Raw genomic sequence first — 13151 nt, forward strand, 5'->3', positions numbered from 1 at the left:
GCTATGTACTCCGGGCAAAATGGCATAATGCCAATGATCAAAAGAACCTGTTTGCCCAGAGCTGGAGCTAATTATGGCGACGCGAAACGTTGTGCTCACCCCCCACCAGGAACAGGTTATCCATGACCTGGTGCAGTCCGGCCGTTATCAAAATGCCAGCGAAGTGATGCGAGAAGGTTTGCGCCTATTGGAACAGCGTGTCGCCGAAGACGCCGCCAAAATTGAGGCCCTGCGTCAGGCGACCTCGATCGGCATCATGGACCTTGAGCACGGGCGCTTTAATCAGTTGAACGAAGGGGATCTGGAGCACTACCTCGAGGGCTTGAACCTGGAGGCCACCCTCCCCGCGCGCGAGAAACACTGAGCACGTCGCAGTATCGGATTTTCAACGCGGCGCGCGCCGACATTGTCGACATCCTCAGACTCTCCCAGGCGCAGTTCGGCAATCAAGCACGCCAGTGTTACCAGGCGTTGATCCTCACCCACGACAGGCAGAAAACGGCCAAAAGCAGCCGGTTCGTCCATAAATAAATCCTTTCCGGTCAGACGCACCCACACTCAGCGCAGCGAGGTTGTACCGTCTGGGTGTTGTACCTGACGAAGAATGCAGTCTACCAGAATGACCACCGCCTCCATGGCGCGCTCCTCCCAGCCGCGCATATCGACCAGTTCCACTACCGCATGGTTCTTTAACCCCACAAAGCCGTGTATCAAGGCCCATATCTGCAACGCCGCATCACGTTTGGCGCTGGCAGGAGCATCCGCCGCAAGTAAGCCACCAACTACCTCGCTCAAACGCGTAAAGCCGGAGGCCGCCAATGAGCGCGCCTGGTCCGAGGGCTGATAACTGTCATCCAACTTGCCGAAGATCAAGCCGTAATGCGGTTCGTACTCTTCGGCCGTCTGCAGGTAGCGACGCGATGCCAGCAACACTCTTTCGCGCGCGTCGGTGGCCAGATCATCGACCGCCAGTGCCTCGATCACGGCGTTGAACGCTTCGATGTAAAGCGCATCCAGAATGCCCTGCTTACCCTGAAAGTGGCTGTAGATGCCGATAGTGGACACGCCAGCACGCGCGGCAATGGCGCGCACGCTGAGCGCAGCGGTACCGCCCTCAAGGAATAACATCGAGGCAGCTTTGAGAATCTTGCGTTTTGAATCATTCATCCCGCGATTGTACTTGACTCTTCATAACAGTGTTATACCCTCGACCAACCATAACGCTGTTATGGTTGTTTTTCTTTCAGCCACTGAAGTCGAAAACAGGGGTACAAACCGTGAGCGAACAACAACTTGAAGCGGATTACCTGATAGTCGGCAGCGGCGCCGTGGGCATGGCCTTCGCCGATACCTTGCTGAGCGAGTCTGCTGCCAGCATTATCATCGTCGATCAGTACGGGCAGCCCGGCGGTCACTGGAACCTGGCTTATCCCTTTGTCACCCTGCACCAGCCTTCTGCCTCTTACGGTGTCAGCTCCCGCGAGCTGAGCAAGGGTCGCAAGGACGAAGTGGGTCTCAACAAGGGCCTGAGTGACCTCGCCTCCGGCGCCGAAGTACTGGCCTACTTTGACGAGGTAATGCGCCACCAATTCTTGCCCACTGGTCGCGTGCAGTACTTTCCCATGTGTACCTACCTAGGCGAAGGGCTGTTCGAGCACAGCCTGACCGCCCAGCGTTTCCGCGCCAATACGCGCAAGACAGTAGACGCCACCTACCTGAAAACCAGTGTGCCGGCTACCCATACGCCCAGCTTCCAGATCGATGCCGGCGTGCAGTTCATGCCGCTCAACGATCTGCCCAGGGTGAGGCAGCCGGCGGACAGTTATGTGGTAATCGGCGGAGGTAAAACCGGCATCGATGCCTGTCTGTGGTTGCTGGAACATCAGGTCGACCCGGATCGCATCTGCTGGTTAGTCTCGCGCGATGCCTGGCTGCTCGATCGGCGCAACACCCAGCCAGCCGAAGAGTTCTTCCACACCACCATAGGCTCGATCGCCGCGCAGTTTGAAGCCATCGCCCAAGCAGACTCGGTAGATGATCTGTTCCAGCGGCTCGAACAGGCTGGTGTGCTGCTGAGAGTCGATCAGCAGATAAAGCCGCAGATGTTCCATGGAGCAACCATCAGCCAACTCGAGCTGCAGGAGCTGCGCCGCATCAAGAACGTGGTACGCAAGGGCCGGGTGACCCATCTGCAAACTGATCAGATCGTGCTCGAGCGGGGCAGCATTCCGACTTCAGCCAACAACCTGCACATAGATTGCTCAGCCAGTGCCATTACCAATCTGGCCATCAAGAAGGTCTTCCAGGGCAACCTCATTACCCCGCAGACGGTACGCTCCTACCAGCCGGTGTTTAGTGCGGCCTTTATTGCCCATGTGGAAGCTAGCTACAGCGATGAGGCAGAAAAAAACCGCATCTGCTCAGTAGTTCCGCTACCCAATCACGATACCGACTGGATTCGCATGATGGCGGCGCTGATGCTGAACCAGCATCAATGGTCGCAAAACGAAGACCTGCGTAGCTGGCTGCTGGCCAACCGTCTCGACATGACGGCCAAGCTGGTACGCAGCGCCAGCAAGGAAGACGCGGAAAAACAGGCGATTCTCGCGCGCATGCGCGACAACTCAGCGCCCGCGATGATGAAGATCCAGCGCTTTCTTGCAGAGATCAATTAGCAGCCAATAAATACGGCAGGCCATAACATGCAGCAGTTCCAGATCCGCAAAGATGACTTTCTGAACCAACGGCTGGTCACCCTCAGTGCAGCAGAAGAGCAAAGCCAGTTAGCGGACGGCCAGGTTCGCCTGGCGGTCGACAGCTTCTCCTTCACCGCCAACAACATCACCTATGCCGCCACTGGCGACAAGCTGGGTTACTGGCAATTCTTCCCGCCAGTCGGCGAGCAAAGCCAGGGCTGGGGCGTGATACCGGTTTGGGGTTTCGCCGATGTGATTGAGTCCCGTTGTGTGCAGGTACCGGTCGGTGAGCGCCTGTTCGGCTACTTTCCTCCGGCCACCCAGTTGATCATGCAGCCAACCCAGGTATCCAACACCCGATTGATCGATAGCAGCGCCCACCGCGCCAAACTGCCGCCGGGTTACAACAGCTACAACCGGGTTCTGCACGACCCCCATTACGACCCGGCTACCGAATCCGAGCGCATGTTGCTCTGGCCGCTGCACATTACCTCCTTCTGCCTATGGGACGCGCTCAAGGCCAAAGGCTGGTATGGTGCCAAGCAGATCATCATCCTCTGTGCGTCAAGCAAAACCAGCGCCGGCCTGGCCTACGCGCTGGCGCAGGACGAGGAGGCACCTGCCACCATCGCCCTCACCTCCACCCGCAACCTGCCACTGGTGAAGCGGCTGGACATCTACGACGACGTGCTCGACTACGCTCAGCTCAGCACCCTCAACAACCGTATTGCCAGCGTCATTGTTGACATGTCGGGCAACGGTGCATTGCTGAAGGCGCTGAATGATTATCTGGGCGACAACCTGGCTTACTGTATCAACGTGGGCCTGACCCATTGGGATGAAAGCCAGAGCGAGTCCGGCATCAGCTCGGAGCGCAGCGAATTCTTCTTTGCGCCTGGCCACGTTCAACAACGCATGAAGGACTGGGGCCCGCAGGTTTTTGCCGAGCGCAGCCAGCAGTTTCTAAGGGCCTCGGCCAGTTGGAGTCGGCAATGGCTAAAGGTCAGAACAGTGCAGGGGCTGGACGGCCTGGCTGAGATTTACCCTGACATCTGCCAGGGTCGCGTTGCCGCTGACGAAGGTGTGGTCATCGGCCTTGAAGCTGCCAGGTAAGCCAATGCCCGCCTCGGTCGTGAGCGCTTATGCCGCAGAATAGGGATGCAGATAATGCATACCCAACTGCGGCCAAAGCGCCCATTGAATGCCTTTGGCGGAAAGCGGCGAGACCAATAACCGGCCAGATGATTCTCAGATTTATTTGTTGCTGACCAATCACTCTTGGCCGCGACCGCCCCCTTTGGGTCGAAAGCGGTCAGCGGCGAACCGCATCTAACAACTCAAAGCAGTCATCACACCAAGACCTCTACACAGGCCTGCTCTACATTTCAAAGCTGTCGCTGGAATCTGCCGAATTCCTAGTGAGCGCTTTTATATGTGTTTATGGCAATTCCAGCCTCAGAGAGCTGATTCCAGGGGCCACTGTTCGGTCATTTTGGCTCAGTTTTTCCCCGCGATGATAACGACCCCAATCCGCTCTGCCAGATTGAGCACCGTGTCGAACACAGTCGAGTCGCCAGTCAAGCTGCGTGACGCCCCCCGTGGGTGGAGCGCACCACCAGGAATCCGGCTTTGTCGAAGCTCTTGAAGCCAGCCGTGTGGGGAACGTCGTGAAAGACGGTCTCCATCAAGGCGCACTCAACCGTCGTGCCGCCATACAAGGTGGGAATCGCCCGCCCCTGATCATCCTGGATCGGGCTGAAGCGGGCGTTGCCGTGCACACCGGGATTGAATTGATCTGGCTGATATTTTTCCTGATGCACGCGGTGGAGCACGTCGCCCTTGGCGATCATGGTGAAAGTGACGTGCAACGTAGCCACAGGCGCTGGGGTAACGGACGCCGCCAAATCCGTGGGAGGCGTCGCCCTACCCTCACTGGACTCGGTACGCTGCTTAGCCATGGACAATCCCCTGGATCTCATCCAGTGCGGCAGCAATCACCCGATCAGGCACCGATGCCAACAGGTCCTGGGGCCTTTTGCCGCCCAGAAAACTGTTATCTGAGCGGAACCAGTAAGCCATACCCCAGCCGTCCTTATGGCCAGCGAAGGCTTCAATGACTTTGGCCATTGCTTTGGACGGCCGATAGCCCGCGTCCGGGTTCAAGCCGTAACCCGGGAAATAGTCGACCCCACCGTGACTAATGGCAAAGATCTGTCCTTGCTTTTTCCACTTGTTGGGCTGAGCACTCGGATTGCGGGTACTCAATTGGGCCACCTGCGCGATGTCTGCGGCGGTCAACCAGTCACCACTCTCCAGGACTGCTTTGCGGGCCTGGACCAGCATAGCCGCTTCCTTCAGCAGGCGAGGCGAAGGCGGCTTACGGGTCACAAACACCTCGGCCGGTCGTTCTAGCGACTTCGGGTCCTGACGCATATCTTAGATAACCCTTCACTACCTGGCTTCCATTCATCTGGACGTATAGATTGGTTTGAGGGGAGCGCCATGGGGAACGAAAGCAATACGGAGGTGCTTGCCGGCCCCATAAAAGCGGAAGTGCCAGCTCTTGGCGCCTTTCGTATTCACGAAAAGCGCGAGGCCATCGTTCCCCTAGCCGACAGACATATTTGCGATGAGATTCTGCTGCATGAAATCCAAAAACCTACGCTGAAACAGCATTGTATGTTCATGAGCCGCCTGCTCCGCCGCGTCGGCGTCTCTCGCGGCAATCGCCTCCACTATCTCCTCGTGGTCACGGCCGAGCCTGCTGGTGCTGGCTGAGCGGACAATGTAATCGAACTGCAGGTGGAGCAGGCGTTGGCCTTCCCCCAGCAGCTTTTCGTAGTAGTCAGAGAGATAGGGGTTCTTGGCGGCTCGTGCAATGTCCATGTGCAGCGCTTTGTTCAGTTCTGTCATGGATTGAAAGTCGCCTTTGGCGATGGCCGCCATATAGGCGTCCTCTGTGGCGCGGATTTGCAGCAGATCTTCGTCGGTGCGCTGTATCGCAGCCAGACGGGAAACTGCACGCTGGATCAAATCCAGCGCCGAGACATAGTTGGGAAACTCCTCGATCTCGAACGGTGTCACCAGCGTGGTGCGGTTCGGGAGAATGGTTACCAACCCTTCGCTAACCAGGCGAGCCAAGGCATCTCGAACAGGGGAGCGAGACAGACCAAACTGCGTTGCCAGGGAAACTTCGTCCAAAGGCGCGCCCGGCTTGAGCTTGAGCGTCAGGATCTGCTTTCGCAACTCATCATAGATGTATCGCCCACCATGTCGACGGCCGTTGCTTTCCGGCACTGCATTATCACTACTCATCAGCTCTCTCTGCATACTGCCCCGCGCAATCAAATGGCAGGTCATTAGACTGGCAAGAGTAACGCAGCCGGCTCGGCACTGCCTATCGAATCCTCCCCCAGTGGCAACGGGAATCGTCGGGGTTATCTTCCGGATCCGATCGCTTTCCCAATGCCGGTCGCGTCAAAGAATCGAGATATTCTTAGTCAGGTTTTGGCGCATGTAATCCAGAAAACGATCGCGAAACAGCAATGTGTGCTCCTGCGAGGCGGCTTCTGCGGCATCCGCATGGCCCGAGGCAATAGCTTCGATGATCCGATCGTGATCATGATCCGGACTGGTCAAGGTCTGCGAGCTGACAATGAAGTCGAAGTGCAGGTGCAACAGGCGCTGGCCTTCACCTAACAGTCGTTCGTAGTAACGGGTCAAGTAATGATTGCGACCCGCCTTGGCGATTTCCAGATGAAAGGCTTTATTGGTTTCGGACATTTCCTGAAAGCTGCCTTGCGCCAGTGCTCGCACATAGATGTCGTTGGCTTTACGAATGCGTGCCAGGTCCGCCTCGCTGCGATTGAGCGCTGCCAGGCGGGTCACTGCACGTTGGGTCAGGTCGAGGGCCGCGATGTACTTGGGAAACGCCTCGATCTCAAAGGGGGTGACCAAGGTCGTACGGTTCGGCAGGATCGTTACCAAACCTTCGCTGATCAGGCGTGCCAATGCATCACGAACGGGCGAGCGGGATACTCCGAAGTGTGTCGCCAAGGAAACTTCGTCGAGTTGCGAACCTGGCTTGAGCTGCAGCGTCAAGATCTGCTTGCGCAACTCTTCATACACATGACGGCCGCCATGGCGCCGTACTTTATCAACCGTTTTTGGTGTGATCGTTACAACGCCCATAACATTGATCTCGTTATTTTTATCGTCAGGCCTCACTTATCGGGGAACGCCGGTCCCCAGGTATCGCTGAGCATGAAACCCGCTGCCAGTGGGTCATCCGGGTCGACACCCAGTTGCTGAATGCCATATATCCAGGCTCGCCCGGTTATTCGTGGCAGCACCGCCGGCCGTCCCGCCACCTCGGTAAGCCCCAACAGTTGCACCTGAAATTCGCCATTGATGGTCGAGCGTGAGGTCAGTTGATCACCGACGGCTACCAGCCCTCGTGCGGCCAGGGTGGCGAGGTTGGCCGAGCTGCCGGTGCCGCAAGGCGAGCGATCCACCCGCCCGGGCGGCAAGGTGGTGCAGGTCTGGTACGTGCTGGCGTCCAGACGATTGCGGAACATCACGTAGGCGACGTCGTTAACGGTATCGAATAACGGATGACGGACGCTGACCTGGCGGTTGATGATCGCCTTGAGCGCCACACCGGCATTGGCCAGTTCACGGGCATGTTCCGGCGCGATGCTCAAGCCGACCTGATGGACATCGATCAGCGCGTAATAGACGCCGCCAAAAGCGATATCGGCCTTGATAGGGCCGAAGGCCTCGGTTTCGATCGTCACGTCCAGATGCTCGACAAAGGCCGGGACCATGTCCAGGGAAACACTCAGGCAACGACCGTCTTCACAACGAGCCCTTGCCGTGACCAGCCCCGCGGGAGTATCGAGCACGACGGTGGTTTCCGGCGCTTGCATGGGCACCATGCCCAGCTCCAGCAGCGCGGTGACCACACAGATGCAGTTGCTGCCGGACATGGGGTGGGCCTTGTCGGCCTGCAACACAATGAAACCGGCATGGGCCTCAGGTCGGGTGGGAGGCAGCAGCAGGTTGACCGACATCTGCAGGCAACCACGCGGTTCCAGCACCACCAGGCGACGCAAACTGTCGTCCACCTCGTTGATGTAGTTCATCTTGTCCAGCATGGTTTCCCCGGGAATGCCCACTACCCCGCCGGTAATGACCTTGCCGATTTCACCTTCGCAGTGGACATCCACCAGTTGCAGTGTTTTCTTCCAACGCATGACGGCCTCCTTACTTGATGTACCAGCCCCAGGGCTGATCGCTGTCGAAGCGGGTGATCTGCTTGGTTTCCAGATAGTTGTTCAACCCCCACTCCCCCAGTTCGCGACCGATGCCGCTCTGCTTGTAGCCGCCCCAGGGCGCCTCGGTGAAGGTCGGTTGCGAACAGTTGATCCAAACGATACCGGCACGCAGCTTACGGGCGACCCGCTCGGCACGCTCCAGATCCTTTGACATCACCGCGCCAGCCAGGCCGAAGCGCGAGTCATTGGCCGAACGTAGGGCCTCTTGCTCATCGTCGAACGGTCGCAAGCACACCACCGGGCCGAATATTTCCTCGGTCCAGATCCAGCTGTCCTCAGCCACGTCAGCAAAGATGGTCGGCCGCAGGTAGAAACCCTTGTCGAACCCAGCCGGCCGGTCGCCACCGTAGACCAGGCGCGCGCCCTCCTCCTTGCCGCGGGAAATGGCTTCGCGGACCTTGTCATACTGCCCCTTGCTCACCAGCGGGCCAAGCAATACGCCTTCACGCAAGCCATTACCGATGGTGATCTTCGCCGCTTCGGACTTGAGACGGTGCAGCAGCGGCTCATACAAGTCGCGCTGCACCAGGATGCGCGAGGTTGCCGAGCAAACCTGGCCCTGATTCCAGAAGATGCCAAACATGATCCACTCGACAGCCGTTTCGATATCACTGTCGTCGAAGATGATGAAAGGCGACTTACCGCCCAGTTCCAGGCTGATGTTCTTGATGTCCCTTGCCGCCGCTTGCATGATCCGGCTGCCGGTGGGCACGCTGCCGGTAAAGGCCAGCTTGTCGATCCCGGGGTGTTCGGCCAAGGGGGCTCCAGCGTCCGGGCCTAAACCCGGCACAATGTTCAATACACCGGCTGGCAGCCCGGCCTGGTCGGCGATACGCGCCAGTTCCAAGGCGGTGAGCGGCGTCAGTTCTGAAGGTTTCAGCACCATGCAGCAACCGGCAGCGAGGGCCGGCGCGACTTTCCAGGCGGCCATCAGCATCGGGAAGTTCCACGGAATGATCGCCCCGGCTACGCCAATCGCTTCCTTGCGCGCCACGCTGCTGAAGCGGTCGTCGGCGAGCGGCACCGATTGCTCGGCATGGCCGTCGAGGCCTTCGGCCAGGTCCGCATAGAAATCGAAACAACCGGCGGTATCACCGATATCCCAGAGTGCTTCGGGTAACGGCTTGCCATTGTCGCGTACTTCCAGTTCCGCCAACGCCTGCTGGCGATCACGAACCCCCTCGGCGATACGCCGCAACACAACGGCACGCTCGGCACCGCTGGTTTGCCCCCACGGCCCCCAATCGAAGGCCTGCCGGGCGGCCTTGACAGCCAGGTCGATGTCTTCGGCGGTGGCAGCAGCGACTTCGGCAATAAGCGCTTCATTGCTGGGGTCGAAGGTCTGGAAAGTCCCCTTGCGGATCGGCGTGACCCACTGACCGTTGATGTAAAGCTGGTTGTAGGCACTCATGCATGTCCTCCAATAAGGGCGAAGCGATTGGCGCTGAAGGGCTTCAGGTTTTGTGCCGTTGGCCTGCCCGCGGCCATGTCGGCGATCAGACGGCCGGTGGTGGCGCCCAACGTCAGGCCGAGCTGGCCGTGCCCGAACGCCAGGTAAACGTTGGTCAGCCGTTCAGAGCGATCAATGATGGGTTTGGTGTCCGGGAGGAAGGGCCGATAACCGACCCCGTATTGCAGGTTCTCGGTACGCAGTTGTGGCAGGACGCGACGGGCCTTCTCCAGAATGATATCGGCGCGCTTGAAGTTGGGTTCGGCCCCCGCCGCCGCGAACTCGATGGTGCCGCCAATTTGCAGCCCTCGCGTCATGGGGCTGAAACAGAAACCGCCATCGGCATAGATCACCGAATGGCGAAATTCCACCCCCGAATCCGGCAGCACCACCTGGTAGCCGGCAATGCCGGCCAAGGGAATGTTCAGTCCCAATTGGCTGAAAAACTCCCGCGAACCGGTGCCCGCGGCTACGACCACATGCTGAGCGGCAATACGCCGACCGTCGGCCAAGGTGACGCCGGTGGCCAGATCGTCCACGTTATCGATGCGCTTGACCTGATCGCGCAGACGCACGCCCCCCTGCTCAATGAAGCTTTGGGTCAATGCGGCAATGAAACCTTCTGTATCGCTCACGGCACGCCAGTCAGGAAACAGCAGACCGTGCTTGAATTTTCCGGCCAGGGTGGGCTCGAGGTCAGCGATATCATCGGCGCCCAATTCTTGGGACTGGAAACCCAGTGACTTTCGCAACTCAAGATGGGGACGTTCATGGGGCACGCCGGCTGCCGAATCAAACACCTCGATGACCGGGCGTTGACCGAGCAGGGCCTTGTCTTCGCAGGCCTCCAACAACGGCGCGTAATCGTCATAGACATGTTCGGTCAGCGTGGCCATCTCGCTGGCGATCTCAACGATTCGAGAATGACGAGCACAGGCCAGAAAACGCAGGAACCAGGGCAGAATGCCTGGCAAGGCGCTGGGACGCAGGGCCAATGGCCCATTCTGATCCATCAGCCAGCCAGGGATTTTTTTAAGGATGCCAGGCTTGGACAGCGGGATGACTTCGCTGATCGCTATCTGGCCACAGCTCCATTTGGCGGTGCTGTCCCCGGGTGCAGCCGGGTCCACGAGGGTCACCTGATGCCCCTCGCGCTGCAGATAGAGAGCACAGCAGACGCCGACGATGCCACCGCCGATGACAACCGCCTGTTGTTGAATGGACGTTCCTGAAAAATTCATATGACGCTCTCTTGATGCGACCTATCGTTAGCTCATCGTCCAGCGCAAAAACCTTTGCAGCACTTGCCAGGAAAGCCTCCCGCCCCTCCTTCAATAGACTTCGGGCGTCGCGCTGGCAAGCTGCTTGCGGCCGCCGGTACTGGCGCGTTCGGCGCCAGCACCGATGACGTATTAACGCTGGGCCGCTTCGAATACCCTACGGAACTCGGCTTTTTCATCGTCAGTCAACGGCAACAGTGGGGCACGGGCATTGCCGGCCTGGAAGCCCGCCAGCTCGGTACCGTACTTGACCTTCTGCACGAACTTGCCACTTTCCAGATTGGACATGATCGGGAACAGATTGCGCATGACGTTCTGTGCCCCGGCCAGGTCGCCAGCGCTGAACTTCTGATAGAAATCGACGACTTTTTCCGGGAAGACGTTGGCGGGGCCGCAGATCCAGCTGGTCGCGCCCCAGATGAAAAAGTCCAGGGCCTGATCGTCGGAACCACAGGACAATTGGATCTTGCCTTTGTAGTTCTCGCCGATCTCGATACCGCGCAGCAGGTTGCCACTGCTTTCCTTGATACCGACAACGCGCGGGTGGTCCTTGAGTGCTTGCATCACCCCGAAACCGACCTCCACGTTGGTGCGGACCGGGTAGTTGTAAAGCACCACATTGATTTGCGGGAACGCTTCAAGAATCGTGTTGTAGTGGCTGAGCAACTCTTCCTGGGAAGGCAGCGCATAGTATGGCGGGGCAATCAGCAGGTTGTTGTAGCCAGCGTCCACGGTCTGCTGGACCTGCTCCAGCACTTCACGGGTGCAGGAACCATTGGCACCGGCAATCAGGGTGCCGCGGTCGCCGACCACTTCCTTGACGGTAGCCAGTATCTGGCGGCGCTCTTCGTTCGTCAGCGCGTAGTATTCGCCGGTGGAGCCCAGCGGCACGAAGCCATGGACGCCTGCCTTGAGCTGATGCTCGATGATATCGGCAAGCATGGTGTGGTCAACCGCGCCGTTTTTATCAAAAGGTGTAACGAGGGCAGGCAGGATACCTTTGAGTTCAAGCATGGAAATTCTCCTGGAGAGAGTGGGTTAGTAGGCATAACGCCGGAGCATGCGGGCTTCGACCACACCGACCAGACGCGTCAGTGGGAAGGCCACGAGGAAATAGATGACGGCAACAGCTGAAAGGAACTCGACCGGTCGGGCCGTACTGTTGGAAATGTTCTGGCCGACGAACATCAGGTCCGCCACGCCGACCGAGGAGATCAGTGCGCTCTCCTTGAACAGACTGACCACGTTCGACAACAGCGGCGGGATAGCCCGCAGCAGTGCCTGGGGGAAAATCACGTAAACCACCTTCACCCGCGAGGTCAATCCCAAGGCGGTACAGGCGTCGTGTTGTTCGCTGGCGATGGATTTCAGGGCGCCACGGAAGGTTTCGCAGGTGATTGCCGCCATATACAGGATCAGCGAGATCAGCACCGAGGCATATGGGGGGATATCCAGGCCAAACACCACCGGCAGGCAAAAGAAGATCCAAAACAACTGGATCATCAGCGGTGTGCCACGGAAGAACTCAACGAAGAGTGTCGTCGGCAGGGTCAGCAACCGGATCCGGCTATTGCGCAACAGACTGAGCACAAAGCCAGCCAGGCTGCCGATGATCGCGCAGCTGATCGTGAAAGCCAACGTCAGCGCGAGCCCCTTGAGCAGCACATGCCAGTAAGAAAGAACGATGGAAAAATCAAGCGTCATGACGTTCTCCTTAGTGCGCGTTCGCAGTGTCTTGCCGCCGCTCGATGTATTGCACCAACTGGGCAATCGGCAGTGAGAGCACGAAGTAGATCAAGGCGATCAGGGTGTAGGTTTCCAGCGGACGATAAGCCTCCGTGGCCAGGCTCTTACCTACGTACATCAGGTCCGAGACCGCGACGATGGCGACCAGGGCGCTCTGCTGCAAAGTGCCGATTCCGTTGGTCATCAGTACCGGTAACGCGCTGCGCAAGGCTTGGGGCAGCACGACGTAAAATGTCCGATGAAACGGGCGCAAGCCCAGGGCCACACAGGCATCCAGATGCTCGCGGGGCACCGCTTGAACGCCGGCCCGGTAAGCTTCGGCGTTGAACGCCGTAAGATTCAGGCCCAACGCCAGAAAGCCCATGGCAACCGGGTCGATGAACACGTTGAACAGCATCGGCACGCAGTAGAAAAACCAGACAATCTGCAGCAGGGCCGGCGTGCAGCGGAAAAACTCGATGAACAACTGAGCGGGCCAGCGGATAAAAAACCAACGGCTCATGGCCAACAGACACAAACCGAAACCGAGCACCATGCCAATGAGGTTGGAAACCAACGCCAACTGCAGAGTGACTTTCAAGCCTTCCCACAGCGCATCGAAACTGCCATTGAGGAAGTGGAAATCGAATTGATAGTTCATGGC

General features: G+C 58.5%; 14 protein-coding genes and 1 pseudogene. 4 read left to right on the forward strand and 11 right to left on the reverse strand.

Annotated features, from left to right (window positions below; all coding sequences use genetic code 11):
- Positions 1–73: 73 nt before the first annotated feature.
- Positions 74–364, forward strand: a complete 291-nt coding sequence (locus tag J3P85_RS17635; protein WP_434702706.1) for a type II toxin-antitoxin system ParD family antitoxin — start codon at positions 74–76, stop codon at positions 362–364.
- Positions 361–480: pseudogene (locus tag J3P85_RS17640) on the forward strand (type II toxin-antitoxin system RelE/ParE family toxin); the annotation flags it as partial. The gene J3P85_RS17635 and the pseudogene J3P85_RS17640, both read left to right, overlap by 4 nt.
- 78 nt (positions 481–558) lie before the next feature.
- Here J3P85_RS17640 and J3P85_RS17645 read toward each other — a convergent pair.
- Positions 559–1167 carry a TetR/AcrR family transcriptional regulator gene (locus J3P85_RS17645; protein WP_434702707.1) on the reverse strand — a complete coding sequence of 203 codons (609 nt, stop codon included), beginning with the start codon at positions 1165–1167 and terminating at the stop codon, positions 559–561.
- A 110-nt stretch (positions 1168–1277) separates the two neighbouring features.
- Between J3P85_RS17645 and J3P85_RS17650 the strand changes: the two genes are divergently transcribed.
- Both J3P85_RS17650 and J3P85_RS17655 read left to right on the forward strand, forming a co-directional pair.
- On the forward strand, positions 1278–2675 hold the full coding sequence (locus J3P85_RS17650; protein ID WP_434702708.1) for an NAD(P)/FAD-dependent oxidoreductase: 1398 nt from the start codon (positions 1278–1280) through the stop codon (positions 2673–2675).
- Positions 2676–2702: 27 nt separating this feature from the next.
- Positions 2703–3809: a DUF2855 family protein gene (locus J3P85_RS17655; RefSeq protein ID WP_434702709.1), complete on the forward strand. Its 1107-nt coding sequence runs from the start codon at positions 2703–2705 to the stop codon at positions 3807–3809.
- 464 nt (positions 3810–4273) lie between these two features.
- Here J3P85_RS17655 and J3P85_RS17660 read toward each other — a convergent pair whose 3' ends face one another.
- The 10 genes from J3P85_RS17660 to J3P85_RS17705 form a co-directional block, all read right to left on the reverse strand.
- Positions 4274–4564: an RES family NAD+ phosphorylase gene (locus J3P85_RS17660; RefSeq protein WP_434702710.1), complete on the reverse strand. Its 291-nt coding sequence runs from the start codon at positions 4562–4564 to the stop codon at positions 4274–4276.
- A gap of 82 nt (positions 4565–4646) precedes the next feature.
- Positions 4647–5039 (reverse strand): hypothetical protein, encoded by a 393-nt coding sequence (locus J3P85_RS17665; protein ID WP_434702711.1) that lies wholly within the window; start codon positions 5037–5039, stop codon positions 4647–4649.
- A 264-nt stretch (positions 5040–5303) separates the two neighbouring features.
- Positions 5304–6011, reverse strand: coding sequence for a GntR family transcriptional regulator (locus J3P85_RS17670; protein WP_434702712.1), 708 nt, complete (start codon positions 6009–6011; stop codon positions 5304–5306).
- 162 nt (positions 6012–6173) lie between these two features.
- Complete coding sequence (locus J3P85_RS17675) at positions 6174–6887, reverse strand: GntR family transcriptional regulator (protein WP_434702713.1); 714 nt, start codon at positions 6885–6887, stop codon at positions 6174–6176.
- Positions 6888–6919: 32 nt separating this feature from the next.
- Positions 6920–7951, reverse strand: coding sequence for a proline racemase family protein (locus tag J3P85_RS17680; protein ID WP_434702714.1), 1032 nt, complete (start codon positions 7949–7951; stop codon positions 6920–6922).
- Positions 7952–7961: 10 nt separating this feature from the next.
- Positions 7962–9443, reverse strand: coding sequence for an aldehyde dehydrogenase family protein (locus J3P85_RS17685; RefSeq protein WP_434702716.1), 1482 nt, complete (start codon positions 9441–9443; stop codon positions 7962–7964).
- Positions 9440–10723 carry an NAD(P)/FAD-dependent oxidoreductase gene (locus J3P85_RS17690; RefSeq protein ID WP_434702717.1) on the reverse strand — a complete coding sequence of 428 codons (1284 nt, stop codon included), beginning with the start codon at positions 10721–10723 and terminating at the stop codon, positions 9440–9442. The genes J3P85_RS17685 and J3P85_RS17690 overlap by 4 nt, the downstream gene beginning before the upstream one ends.
- 171 nt (positions 10724–10894) lie before the next feature.
- Positions 10895–11776, reverse strand: a complete 882-nt coding sequence (gene dapA / locus J3P85_RS17695; RefSeq protein WP_434702718.1) for a 4-hydroxy-tetrahydrodipicolinate synthase — start codon at positions 11774–11776, stop codon at positions 10895–10897.
- Between the two features lie 24 nt (positions 11777–11800).
- On the reverse strand, positions 11801–12466 hold the full coding sequence (locus J3P85_RS17700; protein ID WP_434702720.1) for an amino acid ABC transporter permease: 666 nt from the start codon (positions 12464–12466) through the stop codon (positions 11801–11803).
- A 10-nt stretch (positions 12467–12476) separates the two neighbouring features.
- Positions 12477–13148: an amino acid ABC transporter permease gene (locus tag J3P85_RS17705; protein ID WP_434702722.1), complete on the reverse strand. Its 672-nt coding sequence runs from the start codon at positions 13146–13148 to the stop codon at positions 12477–12479.
- Positions 13149–13151 lie beyond the last annotated feature (3 nt).

It is taken from the genome of Pseudomonas sp. Z1-12 (genome assembly GCF_051132015.1).
Taxonomy (GTDB): Bacteria; Pseudomonadota; Gammaproteobacteria; order Pseudomonadales; family Pseudomonadaceae; genus Aquipseudomonas; species Aquipseudomonas zanjanensis.

Excerpts from the sequence above, each read along its gene's own strand:
- J3P85_RS17635 (WP_434702706.1), top strand. The coding sequence starts at position 74 with ATGGCGACGCGAAACGTTGTGCTCACCCCCCACCAGGAACAGGTTATC.
- J3P85_RS17645 (WP_434702707.1), bottom strand. The coding sequence starts at position 1,167 with ATGAATGATTCAAAACGCAAGATTCTCAAAGCTGCCTCGATGTTATTC.
- J3P85_RS17655 (WP_434702709.1), top strand. The coding sequence starts at position 2,703 with ATGCAGCAGTTCCAGATCCGCAAAGATGACTTTCTGAACCAACGGCTG.
- J3P85_RS17665 (WP_434702711.1), bottom strand. The coding sequence starts at position 5,039 with ATGCTGGTCCAGGCCCGCAAAGCAGTCCTGGAGAGTGGTGACTGGTTG.
- J3P85_RS17670 (WP_434702712.1), bottom strand. The coding sequence starts at position 6,011 with ATGAGTAGTGATAATGCAGTGCCGGAAAGCAACGGCCGTCGACATGGT.
- J3P85_RS17675 (WP_434702713.1), bottom strand. The coding sequence starts at position 6,887 with ATGGGCGTTGTAACGATCACACCAAAAACGGTTGATAAAGTACGGCGC.
- J3P85_RS17680 (WP_434702714.1), bottom strand. The coding sequence starts at position 7,951 with ATGCGTTGGAAGAAAACACTGCAACTGGTGGATGTCCACTGCGAAGGT.
- J3P85_RS17685 (WP_434702716.1), bottom strand. The coding sequence starts at position 9,443 with ATGAGTGCCTACAACCAGCTTTACATCAACGGTCAGTGGGTCACGCCG.
- J3P85_RS17690 (WP_434702717.1), bottom strand. The coding sequence starts at position 10,723 with ATGAATTTTTCAGGAACGTCCATTCAACAACAGGCGGTTGTCATCGGC.
- dapA (WP_434702718.1), bottom strand. The coding sequence starts at position 11,776 with ATGCTTGAACTCAAAGGTATCCTGCCTGCCCTCGTTACACCTTTTGAT.
- J3P85_RS17700 (WP_434702720.1), bottom strand. The coding sequence starts at position 12,466 with ATGACGCTTGATTTTTCCATCGTTCTTTCTTACTGGCATGTGCTGCTC.
- J3P85_RS17705 (WP_434702722.1), bottom strand. The coding sequence starts at position 13,148 with ATGAACTATCAATTCGATTTCCACTTCCTCAATGGCAGTTTCGATGCG.